Genomic DNA, 17,912 nt, shown 5'->3' with positions numbered 1-17,912 from the left:
AGACAATGCGCAACATTGCGCTGCCCGCTTTCGAACCAGGAGATTTAGTGACCGCTGACCTCGTCATCGTAGGGTCGGGCTTCTTCGGCCTGACAATCGCAGAACAGGCCGCCACTGAGCTGGGCTTAAAGGTGGTTGTCATCGACCGCCGCCACCACATCGGTGGCAATGCCTACAGCGAAAAGGAAGAGCAGACCGGCATCGAGGTCCACCGCTACGGTGCGCACCTCTTCCACACTTCCAACGAACGGGTCTGGGATTACGTCAACCGTTTCACTTCGTTCACGAACTACGTTCACAAGGTCTACGGGGTCCACAAGGGCGAGGTCTACTCCCTGCCGATCAACCTGGCAACGATCAATCAGTTCTTCCGGGCAAACCTCACTCCGGGCGAGGCTCAGGCGCTCATTCAGGAACAGGCCGGCGAACTTGCCGGAACTGATCCGCAGAACCTCAACGACAAGGGCATCCAGCTGATCGGTCGCCCGCTCTACGAGGCATTCATTAAGCACTACACCGGCAAGCAGTGGCAGACGGATCCCAAGGACCTGCCCGCGGGCATCATCTCCAGGCTCCCGGTCCGTTACAACTACGACAACCGGTACTTCAACGACACGTACGAGGGACTTCCCACGAACGGCTATACCGCGTGGATCGAGAAGATGGCTGATCACCCGAACATCGAGGTCCGGCTGAACACTGATTTCTTCGACGACTCCCACGAATACAGCAAGGACAAGGTAGTTGGCAATATCCCGGTCATCTACACCGGACCGGTTGACCGTTACTTCGACTTCGCAGAAGGCGACCTGTCCTGGCGCACCATTGACTTCGAGGAAGAAGTGCTCGACGTCGGTGATTTCCAGGGAACATCAGTGGTCAACTACAACGATGCCGATGTGGCGTACACGCGCATCATTGAACCGCGCCATTTCCACCCGGAGCGCGACTACCAGACAAACAAGACCGTCATCATGCGGGAGTTCTCGCGTGCCGCCGAAAAGGGCGACGAGCCGTACTACCCGATCAATACGGCGGCTGACCGCGAACGGTTGCTCAGGTACCGGGACCTGGCGGCAGCCGAGCGGGACGTCCTTTTCGGCGGGCGCCTGGGCACGTACAAGTACCTCGACATGCACATGGCCATCGGCTCTGCTCTGACCATGTTCGACAACAAAATCCGGCCGCACTTTGAAGCAGGCACTGAGATCGAAAGCGGAGGAGTGGACGCATGAGCGTGACGCAGCAGAACAGTGATTCCCTGGCTCCGGAGGAACAGGACGGCGTTGAAGCCGGCTGGGCAACGATTCAACGGGTGATTCTCCCCGGCGAGCGTGGCATGGAAACGTTGCCGCTTTACCTGGATTCAGGAGTTGTCAGCAGCGCGTCAGATCTTTCCGGCGAGGCGTCCGGCCTCGGGCGGGTATTGGAAGCGCGGATCGAGCAACCGAGCATTAGCCGAATAGTTCATGCCGACGATGTGCTGTCCAGGACAACGGCCTCGGTGCGGGCCGGAGAACGCATCTCCTTCGGAACGTATTTCAACGCTTTTGCCGCCTCATACTGGCGCCGTTGGACAACCGTCCGTGAGGTCCGGCTGAGCGTCAGGACTTCGGGTCACGGCACTGTCAGCGTCTACAAATCCAATGCCCGTGGATCATTGCAGCACGTCGAAACTTCCCGGGTGCAGGGTGACGCTGAGACAATCTTTACGCTGTCCCTTGTTCCCTTTGGCGACGGCGGTTGGTACTGGTTCGATGTGACCGCAGGTAAGGATGAGCTGCTGTTCTCGGGGGCAGAATGGCAGGCGCAGGCCGAGCGTCGTCAGAATGGGTCGATCACTGTGGAAATCACCACATTGAACAAGACCGCCTTCTGCGTCAACAACCTGCGGATTCTGAGTGAACATCCTGAAGCGCTCCAGAACGTAAAAGAAGTCATCGTTGTGGACCAAGGTACGGACAAGGTCCAGGATGCCGACGGGTTCGACGCAGTTCGAAGTGTCCTGGGCGACAAGCTCAGGGTTATCCATCAGGCGAATCTCGGAGGATCAGGGGGATTTGCCCGCGGCATGTACGAAGCCGTTGAGAACGGCAGCGACTACGTCCTCTTGCTTGACGATGACGTTGTCATTGAACCCGAAAGCATCGAACGGCTGGGCACCTTCGCAGACTACTGCAGGACACCGACGCTCGTGGGCGGACACATGTTCGACCTGCACGACCGCAATGTCCTGCACACCTTTGGGGAGATAGTTAACTCCTACGTCGTTGGCCCGGACGAGCCCAACCCGAACCAGAAGATGCGACACAACTTCGGCCGGCGCAACCTGCGGGACACTCCTTGGATGCACCGTCGGGTGGACGTTGACTATAACGGATGGTGGATGTGTCTGATCCCAACGGAGGTGATCCGCGAGATCGGACTGTCACTGCCGGTATTCATTAAGTGGGATGACTCCGAGTACGGTGTCCGTGCCAAGGCTGCAGGTTATGGCACTGTCTCCTTGCCTGGTTCGGCGGTGTGGCACGTTTCCTGGATCGACAAGGATGATCTTGTCGGGTGGCAGTCTTACTTCCATACCCGGAACCGGTTTATTTATGCGCTGCTTCACAGCCCGTATGAGCTCGGCGGAGGGCTCCTCGAGAACTCGATGAAAATGGATCTGAAGCACCTGATTTCGATGCAGTACTTCACTGTTCGAGGCAGGATCGAGGCAATGAGGGATCTCCTGAAGGGCCCGGATCACCTGCACTCGCTTCTGCCCACCAGGCTGCCAGACATTCGTGCAATGGCCGAGGACTATCCGGAGGCGCAATTCAGGCCGGAGATCGAGGACTTCCCCCACCTGAAGTCGGGCCGTCCGCCGCGGCGCGGTAAGGGCTTCGCCGCACCGTCCTACGCAACTATTTTGCCGTGGACGGCTAAGAACGTCTTCCGGCATATCGCCAAGCCCGTCAAGGTAGACGCGAAGGACCATCCCCAGGCCTTTGTCCCGCACCAGGACAACAAATGGTGGCGCGTTTCCCAGTACGACAGCGCGATCGTATCCAACGCAGACGGTACCGGTGCGTCCTGGTATCAGCGTGACCCCAAGCGTGTACGGGAGTTGCTGGCGCAGAGCATCGGGGTTTACGCCCAGGTGCTCAGGAGCTGGCCGCGGCTGCGGGCGGAATACCGCCGCGCCCTGCCTGAGATCACCTCGCTGGAAACGTGGAAGAAGACTTTCGAGGCCCACAGCGAGCCAGACCGGAAATGACATCAACTGACTTAGGCCTCGTGAGGCCTGGTTTCGGCAGCGGGCTGGCAGATGTACTCCGTTCCAGGTTTCTGCTGAAGCTTCTGGTCCGGAAAGAGCTCAAGGTGAGATACCGGGGGTCAGTGCTCGGTCTGCTCTGGTCCTATGTGAAGCCCGGTGTCCAGTTCATCGTGTTCTACGTTGCCCTGGGCATTTTCCTCGGTCTCGAGCGAGGTCTGGAGAATTACGCCGTCTACCTCTTTTCCGGAATAGTCCTGATCAATTTCTTCTCCGAGGCATTGGCGAATGCAGCCCGGTCCATCGTGGCCAACGGCGGGTTGATCAAGAAGATATATCTGCCGCGGGAGCTGTTCCCGGTGGCCTCTGTTTGGGTGTCAGCGGTGCATTTTGTGCCGCAGATGGTGGTCCTTCTTATAGGCTGCGTGGCAGCCGGCTGGCGGCCAGGCATCCTCCAGCTGGCTGCTGCCGGCGCGGGATTCGTGATAGTTGCGATGCTGGCGACCGGTCTGGGGCTGTTGTTCGGATCGGTGAACGTGTATTTCAGAGACTCGGAGAATCTGGTCGACTTGCTGCTTATGATGGCCACGTGGGCATCACCGGTGATGTACTCATGGACCATGGTCCGAAACCAGATCGGAGATCTGGGCTTCACCATTTACCAAATGAACCCGCTGACCATCGGCGTGGAGGCCTTCCACTTCGCTTTCTGGCTCCCTACTACGGACGGCAGCCAGGGTGTGCCGCCCAATCTCCTCGCCCTTTGGATCCCGGTGGGTGTCCTGACCGCGGCGGCCGTTCTGGTCATTGGCCAGCTGACATTCCGACGCCTTGAGGGCCGATTCGCGCAGGAGCTCTGACAATGACAACCGCCGTCGAAATCCGGGATATCAACAAACAGTTTGTACTCAGGCACACACGCTCGCTCAAAGAGGCGTTCGTCTGGCTGGTCAAGGGACGCAAAGGCGACCTTTCCCAGAAGTTTCATGCCTTGAAAGATGTCAGCATTGACATCAAGCAGGGCGAAGCTGTCGCCCTGCTTGGATTCAATGGATCCGGCAAATCGACGCTTCTGAAGCATATCTCCGGCGTTATGCTGCCCGATTCGGGATCGGTGAGGACGCGCGGCAGGGTGGCAGGCCTGATTGAGGTAGGTGCCGGTTTCCATCCGGATCTCTCCGGCCGGGACAACGTCTATCTCAATGGAGCGATCCTGGGCATGACCGAGACGCAAATCAATGAGCGCTTCGATTCCATCATTGACTTCGCCGAGATAGACCAGTTCATTGACACCGAGGTTAAGTTCTATTCCTCCGGCATGTACCTTCGCCTGGCGTTCTCAGTGGCCGTTCACACCGACCCCGAGGTGTTCCTCGTCGACGAGATCCTGGCAGTCGGCGACGAGCCCTTCCAACGGAAATGCATCGACAAGATCAACGAACTGGCAGCCGCGAACAAGACCCTGGTTGTGGTGAGTCACGACCTGGACCTGGTCTCGAAGATCTGCGCGCGTGGCATCCTACTGGATCACGGACGTATTACGTTTGATGGCGCAATCGATGAAGCAGTGGCCAGGCTGCGGAGCTAGACAACAGACGCTGTCTCGTGTCGGCGCCCAGTTGGGGCAACGGATAGTGTTAAAGGAAAATCAGGTGCCGCCGTATGGTTGCACCTGCAATCCATGAGAGAAAAGGCACCGGAATCGTGAAGATTGCTGTAATTGCGTTGGGAAAAATCGGACTTCCCCTGGCCGTCCAGTTCGCATCCAAGGGACATGACGTCATTGGCGTCGATGTCAACCAGCAGGTAGTCGACCTCGTCAATGCGGGAACGGAGCCGTTCCCCGGCGAGGCACATCTTCAGGAACAGCTTTCCGCGCTGGTGCCGGCCGGAAAGCTCCGCGCCACGACCGACTATGCGCAGGCTGTTCCGGGCGCCGATGCAGTGGTGCTGGTGGTGCCGCTGTTCGTGGACTCGGAAGCCAAGCCGGACTTCGGCTGGATGGACGGGGCGACGGCCGAACTGGGCAAGCACCTGACCCCCGGAACCCTGGTTTCCTATGAAACCACCCTGCCGGTCGGTACCACTCGGACACGCTGGAAGCCGGCTTTGGAAGCAGCCTCCGGACTGGAGGAGGGCAAGGACTTCCATCTGGTGTTCTCCCCGGAACGCGTGCTGACCGGGCGCGTCTTTGAAGACCTGCGCAAATACCCCAAGCTGGTAGGCGGATTGTCCGAGGCCGGGGCTGCCAAGGCCATCGAATTCTATGAGTCTGTGCTCGACTTCGATGAACGACATGACCTCAGGCGTGCGAACGGCGTCTGGGATCTTGGATCTGCGGAAGCTTCGGAGCTGGCTAAGCTGGCCGAGACCACCTACCGGGATGTAAACATCGGCCTGGCGAATCAGTTTGCCCGGTTCGCTGCCACGGCGGGCATCGACATCTACCAGGTCATCGAAGCCTCGAACTCGCAGCCATACAGCCATATCCACCAGCCGGGCATCGCTGTCGGCGGCCACTGCATCCCGGTATATCCGCGCCTCTACCTCTGGAACGATCCGGAGGCCACGGTGGTGCGGGCCGCGCGCGCAGCCAATGCCGACATGCCCGACTACACCATCGGCCTCCTGGAAGGGGCCCACGGAAACCTCAACGGGGCAAGGATCGTGGTGCTCGGAGCGGCTTATCGTGGAGGTGTCAAGGAGACGGCATTCTCCGGCGTTTTCGATGCCGTCGACGCCATTGCCCGCCGCGGCGGAACCGCGCTGGTCCACGACCCCATGTACACAGACGAGGAATTGGTCAAGCTGGGCTTCTCCCCGTACCACCTGGGTGAGCCGGCCGATGCCGCTGTGGTGCAGGCTGATCACGCCGAGTATAAAGACCTGATCCCGGCAGATCTGCCAGGCGTCAAGACGTTTGTTGACGGCCGTCGCGTCAGCAGCGCGGAGAAGTGGCCCGGAGTGACCTACCGCGTCATCGGCAAGGCATAGTGCCTCCTCGCCTTCCTGCGAGAGTCCAGCAGCATTTCCTGACAGGAGAAACAAAATGAGCAGCGTTGCACCAAGCGCCGACGTTTCGGACCAGGCAGTCCTCGGCGAGGGCACAAAAGTCTGGCACCTCGCGCAAGTCCGTGAAGATGCGAATATCGGCCGGAACTGCATCGTGGGCCGTGGCGCCTACATCGGGACCGGTGTACAGATCGGTGACAACACGAAGATCCAGAACTACGCGCTGGTGTACGAGCCGGCGCGACTGGGCAAGGGTGTGTTTATCGGACCCGCAGTCGTGTTGACGAACGACACCTATCCACGGTCGGTAAGCCCCGACGGCTCGCTGAAAAGTTCCCATGACTGGACGCCCGTGGGTGTAACCATCGAGGATGGTGCGTCGATCGGCGCCCGGGCTGTTTGCGTGGCACCATTGACGATCGGACGGTGGGCAACCATCGCCGCAGGCGCCGTGGTCACGAAGGACGTTCCGGCGTTTGCCTTGGTGGCAGGTGTTCCTGCCCGCCGTCTCGGCTGGGTCGGCAAGGCCGGTGAGCCACTCCGCGAGGAAGGCAAGTACTGGGTATGTCCGGCCACGGGCGCCAAATATGTTGAAGATGGAATTTCCCTGAAAGAGGCAGAGGACCACGCATGAACCAGGACTTTATCCCCGCAGCCAGGCCGATTATCGGAGACGAGGAGCGCGCAGCCGTAGACGCGGTCCTTGCCAGCGGAATGCTGGCCCAGGGCCGGGAGGTAGCTGCTTTCGAAAGGGAATTCTCTGAGGTACTTCTCGATGGCCGGGCATCGGTGGCCGTCAACTCCGGGACATCAGGGCTTCATCTTGGGTTGCTCGCCGCCGGAGTGGGGCCGGGCGATGAGGTTATCGTCCCGTCCTTCACCTTCGCTGCAACCGGAAATTCCGTTGCCCTGACAGGCGCAACGCCGGTATTCGCCGACATCGAGCTTGACCACTACACCCTTGATGTTGAGCACGTGGCGTCGCTGGTCACGGACAAGACCAAAGGCGTCATGCCTGTCCACCTCTACGGGCATCCGTTCAATGCTGCAGGTTTCACAAAGCTGGCCGCAGACAAGGGGCTGGATCTCTACGAGGATGCGGCGCAGGCCCATGGCTCCAGCATCAACGGACAGATGGTCGGCACGTTCGGAACCTTTGCCATGTTCAGCCTGTATCCGACGAAAAACATGACCTCGGGGGAGGGCGGCATGGTCTCGACCCCGGACGCCGCCGTCGAACGGAACCTGCGCCTGCTGCGTAATCAGGGCATGGAAAAGCAGTACGAGAATGAGCTCGTGGGCTTCAACGCGCGGATGACCGATCTGCACGCAGCGATCGGACGCGTCCAACTGACCAAGGTCCTGGGCTGGACCAAGCAGCGGCAGGACAACGCCAGGTTCCTGACCGAGAACCTCAGCGGCGTTGCAACACCCAGGGTGGCAGAGGGCGCCGTGCACGTCTATCACCAGTACACCATTCGTGTGCCTGAGGACCGTGACGGCCTGGCCAAGGCCCTTCGCGAGGAATACAACATTGGATCCGGCGTCTACTACCCGGTTCCAAATCACCGGCTTCCCTCGTTCAACCGGACTGACGATCTGCCGAACACCGAGGTGGCGGCAAGGGAAGTTCTTTCGCTCCCCGTGCACCCCTCCCTGAGCCAGGGCGATCTGGAACGAATCGTGACTGCCGTGAACATCCTCGTCAAGGCAGGTTCCTGATGGCGGACCTCCGTGTCGGGCTGATCGGCCTGGGCATGATGGGCCGGCACCACGCCCGCGTTGTCAAAGAGCTCGACGGCGTTGAACTGGTGGCCGTGGCGGACGCCTATGGCGACCCGCATGGCGTGGCCGGGCAGCTGAAGGTCCTGTCCTCAGTGGAGGAGCTCATCGACGCCGGCATCGACATGGCAGTCGTTGCTGTGCCCACCGGTCTCCATGAAGAGGTGGGGCTGGCCCTGGCCGAGGCCGGGGTACACACGCTTGTTGAAAAACCGATTGCCTCCAGCGCAGAAGCGGGGCAGCGGCTGGTTGATGCCTTTGCTGCAAGGGGGCTTGTAGGCGCCGTTGGTCACATCGAGCGATTTAACCCCGCACTGCAGTCCCTGCGGACACGGATCGAGGCCGGCGAACTGGGCGATGTGTATCAGATTGCCACCCGCCGCCAGGGTCCGTTCCCCTCGCGGATTGCGGATGTGGGAGTGGTCAAGGATCTGGGCACCCATGACATTGACCTGACGGCCTGGCTCGCGCAGAGCCGGTTCGAGTCGATTTTTGCCCGTACCACCACACGTAGCGGCCGCCAGCACGAGGACATGGTGGCTGCGACCGGCCAGCTCGAAAATGGCGTCATCACGAACCACCTGGTCAACTGGCTGTCTCCCATGAAGGAGCGACTGACGGTCGTCACAGGCGAAAAGGGCGCGTTCGTTGCCGACACGATCACGGCAGACCTGACGTTCTTCGAGAACGGCACCGTTGCCACCGAATGGGCCTCCATGGCGGCATTCCGTGGAGTATCGGAAGGCAATGTTACCCGGCTGGCGATCGCGAAACCGGAACCGCTCCGGACCGAGCACGAAGCATTCCGGGACGCCGTACTGGGGCTGCGGAGTGATGTGGTGACGATGCAGGAAGGTCTGGACACCCTGCGTGTCGCAGAGGCAGTCCTGGAGTCGGCAGCAAACCGGCAGATCGTGAAGATAGCCACTTCGTGACGAAGACACGTCCCCTGAAGGTTATTGTCGCGTCCCGTTTGTTTACACCGGAGGTCGGGGCCGCGTCGTTCCGGCTGCGGGCTCTGGTCATCGGACTGATGGAGGCGGGTGCTGAAGTCAGCGTCGTGACCACCAGGCCGCCCAGGGGGTCGGCCGCGTTCAACCCGTCGTACGCGATATCCCGATGGCCTGTCCTTCGCGACGCCGGTGGAAACGTCCGCGGTTACCTGCAATACCTCAGTTTCGATATTCCAGCATTCTTCCGGCTGTTGTTCTCCGAGGCAGACATCGTTGTCTCGGAGCCTCCCCCCACAACCGGCGTTGCAGTCGCCTTGAGCTCAGCGCTGCGGCGTCGTCCGTTCGTCTACTATGCCGCGGACATCTGGACTGACGCGCTGTCTGCAACGAACGTGCCCGGATTCATCGTCAGCGTCATGAGGGCGGCAGAGGGCTTTGCAATGCGTCGCGCCTCGAAGGTCGTCGCGATCTCAGACGCGGTCGGCGCAAAGGTGGAGGGTTTCGGCATACCCGCCGACCGGATTGCCGTGGTGGGAAACGGCATTGATACCGGCGTTTTCGGTCCCCGAGGTGATGCCACCGAGGAGCAATCAACTTATTTCATCTACACCGGCACCATGTCCGAGTGGCAGGGGGCCGACATCTTTATCCGGGCGTTGCCGGAGGTGCTGAGGAAACATCCGCATACGGCCATCCGCTTCTTCGGTCAGGGCTCGGATGAGCATCATTTGAGGGAGCTCGGCGACAGCCTCACCCCTGGACGGGTCGACTTCGGCGGAGTCATTCCTCCGGAAGATGCGGCACGCTGGATCCGAGGGGCAGCCGCAGCACTGGTCAGCATCAAGCCGGGTCAGGGCTACGACTTCGCCAAGCCCACCAAAATCTATGCGGCCGCCGGTTGTGGAACGCCCGTTGTCTTTGCCGGGTCAGGGGAGGGTGCGGCCGTCGTCACAGACAACGGGCTGGGCGAATCTGCACCCTACAACGTGGAGAGTGTTGCCCGTGCCATGTGTTCCGTCCTGGAATCAGATGACTCTGGCCGGGCTGCGCGCGTGGCCTGGGTGGAACAGAATGCGTCGCTGTCAACGTCAGGGAAGCGCGCGGCGGCGGAAGTCATGTCGGCCGCCGGGCGTCAGTCCTAACCTCCGAACGCCTCAAGTATGGCGTCGACCGTCCGATGGGCTGCCTGGCCGTTCCCGTAGGGTGCAGCGTCGGTCGGTTCCGGAGCGCTCCGCTGCACCGTTGGAGCCAGGAGTGAAAGATCATCGCTGACCAGGACATTCCAGCCCAGATCTACGGTTTCGACCCACTCTGTTTCGGGACGGATAGTGGTGCAGGGGACTCTGAGGAGGAACGCCTCTTTCTGCAGCCCTCCGGAATCAGTAATGACACCGGCGCTGTTCATGACCAGGTGGATGAGCTCGGGATAGGCCAGTGGCGACGCGACTTTGATGGCCCCCTGCTCCAGCACAAGACCATGCTGGGCTGCCAGATTTACCAGTCGCGGGTGTGCCAGCAGGACAACAGGCTTGTTCAGACCCGCGAGGGTATTGACAATTTCCGTGAGCCTTTCGACCGAATCCGTGTTGTCCGGCCGATGGATGGTGCTGACGTAGTATCCGCGGGGGGCTAGATCGAAGGGGATCCTGTGTTTGGCTGCTGAGAGCTTGTCGCGGACCTGGAACAGGACGTCTGTCATGACATCGCCCACCATTACCGTTTTGGATGCCAGCCCTTCTGTAGCCAGGTGGTCCACCGCAACCAGCGTCGGCGCCAGCAACAGGTCCGCACAGTGGTCCGTCAGAACCCTGTTGTGTTCTTCCGGCATCCGGCGGTTAAAGGAACGGAGGCCCGCCTCCAGATGGGCCAGGGGGATGTGCATTTTCACCGCCGCGATCGCCGCTGCCAAGGTGGAGTTGGTGTCTCCGTATACGAGCACACAGTCCGGGGCTGCTTTTTCGATGATGCTTTCAAGGCCGGTCAGCATGGTTGCAGTCTGGGCGCCGTGCTTGCCTGAGCCAACGCCAAGGTTGAAATCCGGGGCAGGGATCCCAAGATCCCGGAAGAAAACATCACTCATGAGCTCGTCATAGTGCTGGCCTGTGTGGGCAATTACATGCTCAGCCCGGCCGGCCATGGCGGCAGCGACGGGTGCGAGCTTCACAAACTGGGGACGGGCGCCAACGACGCTGAGAATACGCATGGTTCTAGCTTAGATGGAAGTGCAATGATCTCCGCGCAAGGCTCTATCCGATGCAGCCGGTGACCTTGTAAAGCTTGGCCGCCCCCTGTTGATCCACAAGTCTTACGTGTGCGCCCGGGGATGCGGCGACATTAACGAACGCAGGGTACGCGCGGGCCTCGACCCAGTTGAGCATGTAGAAGCTGTTGAAGTCCAGAATGTAGGTGATGTGTTCGTCATTGGCCAGCCGGCAGACTTCCGAGCCCTTGTCCGCACTCAACAGACCCTTGGCAATGATCTTCAGGTCGGCGCCGGGTCCAGGAGTGAGGTGGTACTGCGTCACCCGGCGACCGGAAATGGCGTAGGCCAGGGAACCGCCGTTGAATGGATTTACGCCGATCACGGCATCGCTGGGGACAGCGTCGTCCAGTCGTGACATCAGCGCAAACTCGTCGTTGGAGACGACCCAGCCCGGTACGAACGAATAGGATAGCCGGATTTTTGCGGAGACGGCGGCAAGCCCGGGCCCCTGGACCATCGCCACCAAGGGCGAGAGTAAGGATGCGCAAACTATTGCTGCCACTGAGCCATAGACGGTCAAGGAACCCCTGAATGCTGGCAGTCCCGGTTTGGCCGAGGATCCTATTCGCTGCCGCAGGCGCTCAACTGCCGACACCAGCCCGTCGGCACCGACGCACGCCAGAACCAACGTGAACAGCGGTACCAGGGCAGCGAGCCGGTAGGGGTCCTGATACCAGCTGCCGATGGTGAAGCTGCGGAACCGCCCCTGGTACATAAAAACGGCGATGACGTAGAGGGCACCCGCGATCGCCGCGCAGGCGATCATCCATCCTCCCCGCCGCCGAAGCACAATCGTCAGGATGCCGAGCAGCGCAGCGACTGCTGCGACCAGTGTGGTGCCCCCGCCAAGGACACTTCCCACCGCAACATCAGTCGCAGCCTGCGACAGCGTGCGGCTGGGTTTCCAGGCATCGAAATCCAGCAGGAGGGCGTTCCAGACAACGAAGAAAGCCGCGGCCGCACCCAGCCCCCAGAGCACCACCGGCACGAAACTGCGGAACCCTGCCTTGGCGTGGATCCGATTGCCTATCTGCCGGAACCAGGCCGCTGCAATGAGTGGCACGGAAAATGCCAACAGTGCGGATGCGCCGTTTGGCTGGGTCAGAAAGAGTGCGGCGACGCCGATGAGCAGAACGACTGCCAGCGTCAGATGGTCCATAAAGCGTTCACGGCCGGCATTGAACAAACCGACCAGTACGAGAAGCGCCAGCGGCAGGAGACAAAAGGCAAGCGCGTTGGGGTAGAGCGGCCCCCACTGCAGCAGCTGGAACGGAAAGATCCAAAATCCGCCGCTCAGCACACCGGCAAACACCACCGGCAATACACGGGGTCCCAGAATGCCCCGAACGAGCATGATGCAGCCGAAGGGCCACAGGATGGCGCTGACAGCAACGATCACTGCGCTTTCACTGACGAACACATCCTGATGGGCCAGCTGCGAGACGAGAGCTGCCAACGAGTGCCAGACGGAGGGGTAGATGGCTATCCCGGCCTCAGGATTCAACATGCGGCCCAAGGTGAGCGTGGACGCGTTTCCGCTCTCCAGAATGTAACGGATCGCATTCAGGTGAAAGACATTGTCATACACCTGGGCAAAATTTCCGGGCTTGCCCATGGCTGGAAGCAGGCGCGTGGCTATCAGGACGGCGCCGGCCACAAGCCCCGCCAGGATGGAGACCCACTGAACTGTGCCCGGGACGGAAGAAGGAAGGACAGGAGTGACCTTTCCGTGGCGCAGGCGGCGGAGGAGCATGGCCAGACCGGCGCAGAGGACCGTGACTCCTGCATAGAGCCAGATGCCCCAGGCCAGCCCAAGGGCTCCACCTGCGACACCGGCCACACCTATCAGCCCGCAGGAAACCAGGGGAGCTACTGCCGCCGAAGCGAAGCCTTTGGCACCCAGCGCCCGGCCAAGAATCAGCCCCGGGAAGAACAGTAATCCTGCTGCGAGGGCAATAGCGGGCAACGCGTGCCACCAGTCCATGAATGCTCCTGCTCGTCCGAAACGTCGCCCTGAGTCTAGCAATCAAACGGGCCAGGACCGTCGCAGCAGGGCCGCCGGCAGCAGTCCGGACTTGCTTCGGGGATGGCGGCACCGAATGCCTAGTGGCCAGCGAAGACGCCAGCCTTCATGCGTCGCCGCTCATTGAGATAGTGCCTCAGCACGGAATCGCGAGCCAGCACCGAGAACGGCTTGTCGGTCAATAGCTCGCCCGGCCTTCCTGACTTCTGATGACGCTCGACGGCGCTAACGAGCTCCCGCGCGTCGCTCGCCTCCGCCGCTGCCTGCGTCAGCGCGGCATCGCGCCTGCTGAGGGCAGGAAGGGAACCGCCGGCGAACGCGAAGAGCCTGTCGGCGAGGCCGGCCCAGCGCTGGCGTTCAGTTTCGTCCCACAGCGACGACGGGCCGGGCAAACCGGCAGCGTCCGCCCGCCGAACCAACGCGCCGACGCCGTGGACGCGAAGGATCTTCAGTGCAATGCTGCGGCGCTCGATCTGCGTTGCCTGCAGCAGCCATTCGGACTTCATCAGGCGGTCAAGCCACTGGAATTCCTCCTGCAGGGGCCTGATCGAGCTCGTGACGCGGGCAGCGCCGGAATCATCGGTCTGGTGATACGCGGGCGCCCCGTACGGGTAGCAGACGGCCCCGGAACGGAACCACAGCTTCAGCGTGGGCTCGATGTCCTCGCCCGTCGGCACACCCTCGGCATACCGGTAGCCTATCTTCAGTAGGGACTCGCGCCGCAGCAGGCCATAGGGGACACTGCGGTAGGCCAGGCCGTCCCGCACGGCGTCGAGGACTGCAGGTTTGGATGGACGGATACGCGGGGAGGGCAGGATGAATCCTTCCGGCGTGCGCAGCGGTGCGATAACCGCGGCGGCATTGTTTTCTTGTGCAACCTTCCACCATGCAGCCAGCGAACCGGGCTCAAGGAAGTCGTCCGAATCGAGGAAGCTCAGGTATGTGGCGCTGCTCCGCGCCAGGGCAAAATTCCGGGGGCCAGCCGGGGACTTTACGCCGTCTGTGAAAGTCAGCCAGCTGACAGCCTCGTGCCCGGAAAGTTCGGCAACGAGAAGATCGGCTGTGTCCATGTTGTGGCACACAACGGTAACGCGGAGACTCACCCCAAGGACGGAAAGTTCGGGCAGCTGGTCGATGACGGAACGGATGCCGCGCTCGATGGGCCGCTCCGGGTCATGGACGGGGATGACTACTTCGATGCTCTGGCTCATGGGGTGGGTGCTCCTCAGCCGGGTTTCTCGTGGGCCCGCGATAACCTTACTGGGTGGACAACGTTATTCAGGACTCTGTATTGCTCGATCTGGTGATCGCTGTGCATACGCCGGACAGACCAGTGGGGCGGGCGGTGGCGTCAGTGGTTCACGGCGGGTTGCCCACTGATCCCGGGTCGCCGCGACGTCTGAGGATTAATGTTGTTTGCCACAACACCGATGTGGACCCGATCCGTGAGCGAGTGGCCCCCGAGCACCGGCACCTCGTACGGTTCCTGCACTACGTGGACGGGATTAAGAGTCCAGCTGGTCCCTTCAACCACGGCATCGCTGAGGCCACGGGCACATGGGTCGCGATCATGGGCAGCGACGATTCGGTGGAGCCGGGCGCGCTGGTCCGCTGGGTGGAGGCCGCCGAACGGGACGGCGCCGATGTGCTGATAGCGCCCATGGGCCACGCAGGGGGTGGCTCAATCCATACTCCGGTGGTCCGGCGCATCCGCTGTGCCGGGCTGGATCCGGTCGCCGACCGCCTGACCTACCGCACCGCACCACTGGGACTCCTTCGCCTGTCACTGGTCCGCCAGCTCGGGCTGGACTTTCCGACCCGCTACGCCACGGGAGAAGACCAATCCTTTTCAGCGAGACTGTGGTTTTCCGGCGCAAGGATCAGTTACGGCCGCGGACTGCCACGCTATTTGGTCCATGCCGACGCCGTGGAGCGGGTCACCCACACCCGGCGTCCAGTGACGGAGGATATGGCGTTCGCCACCGACCTCGTGGCGTCAGAGTGGTTCGCAGGTCTGAACCCGGAGGCACGTGAGGCGATCGTCACGAAGGTCATCCGCGTTCACGTGTTCGGGCACGTCATGCTGCGTGCAGAAGCCGGAACGTGGAACGCCACCGACGCCGCCGGGATGGCATTTGCCCTGCAGCAGCTTCTGTTCAGGGCACCACGCGCAGCGCGTCCCCTTTCGTTGGCCGATCGACGATTGCTCGACGCCGTGGCCCGACAGGAGCCGGATCCCGTTGTGATGAGTGGGCTGGCAAAGTCGCGGCGCCAGTTCAGGAGCCCGCAGACGTGGGTGCCTCGCAGTCTTTCCCTCGCTCTGCATCCGGAGGCTCCGCTGCGCTTCATGAGTGCCTCGGCGCTTGTGTAATTTCCACGTCACCAGCGGGTTTGCCCACCTGCACAAACGCTTCGTCCAAGTCACCGAAGGAACACATGAAGATCCTGGTCATCGCAACCTGGTACCCGCACGAGGAGAACCCCGCCGAGGCGCCGTTCAACGCTGAGCACGTCGATGCGATCCGGGGCAGGGGACACGAGGTGCGCGTCATCCACGTGCGGCTTGGCACTTCGCTGGCGATGCCGGAGCGCATCACGGGCCAGTGGGAGGGGACACCGGTGCGCCGTGTCCTGGCCGATCCTAAAAAGCCGACCACCGTCCTGCGCACGGTGCGGACCTTGACCCGGGAAATGGCCTGGGCGGACGCCATCCACACCATGGCGTTCTCCACGATTCTGGTCACCATGGCCGCGTGGGCAGCCCGCACCGTAATCGGTCGTGGCCTCGCATGGGTCCACACCGAACACTGGAACGGCGTGGTGAACCCGGCAAGCGTTTCTCCGCTGTGGGACAAACTCTCGAGTGCACGTGCCGTACTGCGCCTTCCCCACGTGGTAACAGGTGTGACGGGCCAGCTCACCCACGAAATGCAGCGATTTGCACGGCCGCATGCCGGGATGGTGGTGCCATGCGTGGTCAAGGGGCGAGGCTCCGTCGTGCCCGCAGAATTTGGCAAAACGCTGCGACTTGCCGCGGTCGGAGGTCTGATCGCCCGGAAGCGGCCGCTGGAGACGATCGAGACCATCGCCTGGCTGCGGGACCACGGAACGGATGCGCACCTGACATGGGTGGGTGAGGGCCCCCTGCGGGCGGACAGCGAGGCACTGATAGCCAGGCTCGGTGTTGAGGACCGGGTGACGCTCGTGGGTTCGGTGCTGCCCTCAGAGGTGGCCCGGCTTCTGTCCGATGCCGATCTGTTCTTTCTCCCCACGGCCCAGGAGAACTTTTTCACTTCCGCTGCTGAGGCTCTGGCCGCCGGGCGTGCGGTGGTGGCAACGCGCGTTGGCGGATTCAGCGACTACGCCGACGAAAGCAACAGCCGGCTAGTGAACGAAGTCAGCGCCGAAGCACTGGGGCGGGCCGTTCTGGACGCCCAGGCGGCATTTAGGAACGTGCCGGCCGGACAGATCTCCGATCCGATTCGTGCCCGGTTTTCACCGGAAGCCGTGGGAGAGCTCTTCGACCGCGCCTACACGGCTGCCCTTGCCCGTGCGTAGCGGCCATGGAACGCCATCAACAGCGGGATGGGGGAAGCATCGTGAGATCTGAACCCCGGGTTCTGCAGTTCAATGACTGTGCTTTCGTTGCACGGACCATGGTGCGTGCGGCACGGCGCGCCGGTATCACCTGGGACTACATGTCACCGGAACAAGTGCGTCCGATGACAGCTGCGCCGAAAAACCCGCTGGTTGCAAGGGCCCGGTTTATCCCTTACATCGCCCGCAGGGCGGCGAAGCTTCTCGTGGCAGACGTTGTTCATGTGCACTATGCAACCAGCGCCCGTCTTCTCAAGGAACGTGGCATGCCTCGGCGTCCGTATGCCTTGACCCTCCACGGCACCGACATCCGGAAGCAGTGGAAGGACTCTCGGTATCACGACGAGATTCAGCGGGCCATTGATGGTGCGGCCCACGTTTTTTTCGCCAACAATGACACAGCTGACAACGCATACGCAGCGCGTCCGGACGCGGAATTTCTTCCGGCCCTTGTTGATGCCGCAAGGCTTCCCACATGGGAGCCGGGGACTGAGCCGACCATCTTCTTTGTGTCCCGGTGGGACGACGACAAGGGCATGGAGCGTCAGGTGGATCTGGCACGCAAGCTGCGAGCCGCCGTCGACCCCCGCGTCAGAATACTTGGCCTGCACTGGGGACCCGGCGCGAAGCTTGCCGAGGAAGCCGGCGTGACACTTCTGGAACGCATGCCCCAGGACGAGTTCCACCGCGTGATTTCGCGTGCCCATGTGGCAGTTGGCCAGGCCACCAATAACTTCGCAACCAGCGAGTTCGAGGCGCTATGTATGGGCGCACCCCTGGCGGCCGTTGGCCACCGGCTGCCGAGGCCAGACGACGGGACCACACCACCGGTACTTGAAGGCACCGAAGACGAGGTTGTGGAACAGGTTGTTGCTGCCCTGGAGGACCCCCAGGGAACAGCAATGAGCCTTGGAGGCGCCGATTGGGCCATGCCGAGGTACGACGCTGCTTCATATGTGCAGCGTTTGGACGCGCTGTACAGGAAAATCGCGGGCTAAAGTGCCGGCGTCAAGTCAAACGACGTGC

General features: G+C 61.7%; 15 protein-coding genes. 12 read left to right on the top strand and 3 right to left on the bottom strand.

Translation table 11 applies throughout. The features are described 5' to 3' along the window. Positions 1 to 47 precede the first annotated feature (47 nt). From glf to V3C33_11785, 9 genes are all read left to right on the top strand, one after another. Complete coding sequence (gene glf, locus V3C33_11825; GenBank protein XAS66192.1) at positions 48 to 1,235, top strand: UDP-galactopyranose mutase; 1,188 nt, start codon at positions 48 to 50, stop codon at positions 1,233 to 1,235. Then, on the top strand, positions 1,232 to 3,259 hold the full coding sequence (locus V3C33_11820) for a glycosyltransferase (protein XAS66191.1): 2,028 nt from the start codon (positions 1,232 to 1,234) through the stop codon (positions 3,257 to 3,259). Before glf ends, V3C33_11820 begins: the two co-directional genes overlap by 4 nt. Then, positions 3,256 to 4,116 (top strand): ABC transporter permease, encoded by an 861-nt coding sequence (locus tag V3C33_11815; GenBank protein ID XAS66190.1) that lies wholly within the window; start codon positions 3,256 to 3,258, stop codon positions 4,114 to 4,116. Before V3C33_11820 ends, V3C33_11815 begins: the two co-directional genes overlap by 4 nt. 2 nt (positions 4,117 to 4,118) lie before the next feature. Beyond that, entirely contained in the window at positions 4,119 to 4,844 is a 726-nt protein-coding gene (locus V3C33_11810) for an ABC transporter ATP-binding protein (protein XAS66189.1), read from the top strand. 116 nt (positions 4,845 to 4,960) lie between these two features. Further along, positions 4,961 to 6,250, top strand: a complete 1,290-nt coding sequence (locus V3C33_11805; protein ID XAS66188.1) for a nucleotide sugar dehydrogenase — start codon at positions 4,961 to 4,963, stop codon at positions 6,248 to 6,250. Positions 6,251 to 6,305: 55 nt separating this feature from the next. Continuing rightward, the gene (locus V3C33_11800) at positions 6,306 to 6,902 is read left to right on the top strand and encodes an acyltransferase (protein XAS66187.1); all 597 of its coding nucleotides are present in this window, start codon (positions 6,306 to 6,308) and stop codon (positions 6,900 to 6,902) included. Further along, on the top strand, positions 6,899 to 7,990 hold the full coding sequence (locus tag V3C33_11795; GenBank protein ID XAS66186.1) for a DegT/DnrJ/EryC1/StrS family aminotransferase: 1,092 nt from the start codon (positions 6,899 to 6,901) through the stop codon (positions 7,988 to 7,990). Before V3C33_11800 ends, V3C33_11795 begins: the two co-directional genes overlap by 4 nt. Next, positions 7,990 to 8,985 (top strand): Gfo/Idh/MocA family oxidoreductase, encoded by a 996-nt coding sequence (locus tag V3C33_11790; protein XAS66185.1) that lies wholly within the window; start codon positions 7,990 to 7,992, stop codon positions 8,983 to 8,985. Before V3C33_11795 ends, V3C33_11790 begins: the two co-directional genes overlap by 1 nt. Further along, positions 8,982 to 10,145, top strand: coding sequence for a glycosyltransferase family 4 protein (locus V3C33_11785; GenBank protein ID XAS66184.1), 1,164 nt, complete (start codon positions 8,982 to 8,984; stop codon positions 10,143 to 10,145). The genes V3C33_11790 and V3C33_11785 overlap by 4 nt, the downstream gene beginning before the upstream one ends. Here V3C33_11785 and wecB read toward each other — a convergent pair. The 3 genes from wecB to V3C33_11770 all read right to left on the bottom strand — a co-directional run bounded on the left by wecB (position 10,142) and on the right by V3C33_11770 (position 14,500). Continuing rightward, the gene (gene wecB, locus V3C33_11780) at positions 10,142 to 11,206 is read right to left on the bottom strand and encodes a UDP-N-acetylglucosamine 2-epimerase (non-hydrolyzing) (protein XAS66183.1); all 1,065 of its coding nucleotides are present in this window, start codon (positions 11,204 to 11,206) and stop codon (positions 10,142 to 10,144) included. The genes V3C33_11785 and wecB overlap by 4 nt on opposite strands. A 43-nt stretch (positions 11,207 to 11,249) precedes the next feature. Then, entirely contained in the window at positions 11,250 to 13,250 is a 2,001-nt protein-coding gene (locus tag V3C33_11775; protein ID XAS66182.1) for a DUF6541 family protein, read from the bottom strand. Positions 13,251 to 13,369: 119 nt separating this feature from the next. Continuing rightward, entirely contained in the window at positions 13,370 to 14,500 is a 1,131-nt protein-coding gene (locus V3C33_11770; protein XAS66181.1) for a glycosyltransferase family A protein, read from the bottom strand. A 53-nt stretch (positions 14,501 to 14,553) separates the two neighbouring features. Between V3C33_11770 and V3C33_11765 the strand changes: the two genes are divergently transcribed. The 3 genes from V3C33_11765 to V3C33_11755 all read left to right on the top strand — a co-directional run bounded on the left by V3C33_11765 (position 14,554) and on the right by V3C33_11755 (position 17,884). After that, positions 14,554 to 15,660 (top strand): glycosyltransferase, encoded by a 1,107-nt coding sequence (locus V3C33_11765; protein XAS66180.1) that lies wholly within the window; start codon positions 14,554 to 14,556, stop codon positions 15,658 to 15,660. Positions 15,661 to 15,725: 65 nt separating this feature from the next. Beyond that, positions 15,726 to 16,847, top strand: a complete 1,122-nt coding sequence (locus tag V3C33_11760; GenBank protein XAS66179.1) for a glycosyltransferase — start codon at positions 15,726 to 15,728, stop codon at positions 16,845 to 16,847. Between the two features lie 41 nt (positions 16,848 to 16,888). Further along, the gene (locus V3C33_11755) at positions 16,889 to 17,884 is read left to right on the top strand and encodes a hypothetical protein (GenBank protein ID XAS66178.1); all 996 of its coding nucleotides are present in this window, start codon (positions 16,889 to 16,891) and stop codon (positions 17,882 to 17,884) included. The last annotated feature ends 28 nt before the right edge of the window (positions 17,885 to 17,912 follow it).

The organism is Micrococcaceae bacterium Sec5.7, from assembly GCA_039636785.1.
Classification (GTDB): Bacteria; Actinomycetota; Actinomycetes; order Actinomycetales; family Micrococcaceae; genus Arthrobacter.
The sequence above is the reverse complement of the archived record's forward strand: the minus strand, read 5'-3'. Positions and strand labels throughout refer to the sequence as shown.

Excerpts from the sequence above, each read along its gene's own strand:
- V3C33_11820 (XAS66191.1), top strand. The coding sequence starts at position 1,232 with ATGAGCGTGACGCAGCAGAACAGTGATTCCCTGGCTCCGGAGGAACAG.
- V3C33_11815 (XAS66190.1), top strand. The coding sequence starts at position 3,256 with ATGACATCAACTGACTTAGGCCTCGTGAGGCCTGGTTTCGGCAGCGGG.
- V3C33_11810 (XAS66189.1), top strand. The coding sequence starts at position 4,119 with ATGACAACCGCCGTCGAAATCCGGGATATCAACAAACAGTTTGTACTC.
- V3C33_11800 (XAS66187.1), top strand. The coding sequence starts at position 6,306 with ATGAGCAGCGTTGCACCAAGCGCCGACGTTTCGGACCAGGCAGTCCTC.
- V3C33_11795 (XAS66186.1), top strand. The coding sequence starts at position 6,899 with ATGAACCAGGACTTTATCCCCGCAGCCAGGCCGATTATCGGAGACGAG.
- V3C33_11790 (XAS66185.1), top strand. The coding sequence starts at position 7,990 with ATGGCGGACCTCCGTGTCGGGCTGATCGGCCTGGGCATGATGGGCCGG.
- wecB (XAS66183.1), bottom strand. The coding sequence starts at position 11,206 with ATGCGTATTCTCAGCGTCGTTGGCGCCCGTCCCCAGTTTGTGAAGCTC.
- V3C33_11775 (XAS66182.1), bottom strand. The coding sequence starts at position 13,250 with ATGGACTGGTGGCACGCGTTGCCCGCTATTGCCCTCGCAGCAGGATTA.
- V3C33_11770 (XAS66181.1), bottom strand. The coding sequence starts at position 14,500 with ATGAGCCAGAGCATCGAAGTAGTCATCCCCGTCCATGACCCGGAGCGG.
- V3C33_11760 (XAS66179.1), top strand. The coding sequence starts at position 15,726 with ATGAAGATCCTGGTCATCGCAACCTGGTACCCGCACGAGGAGAACCCC.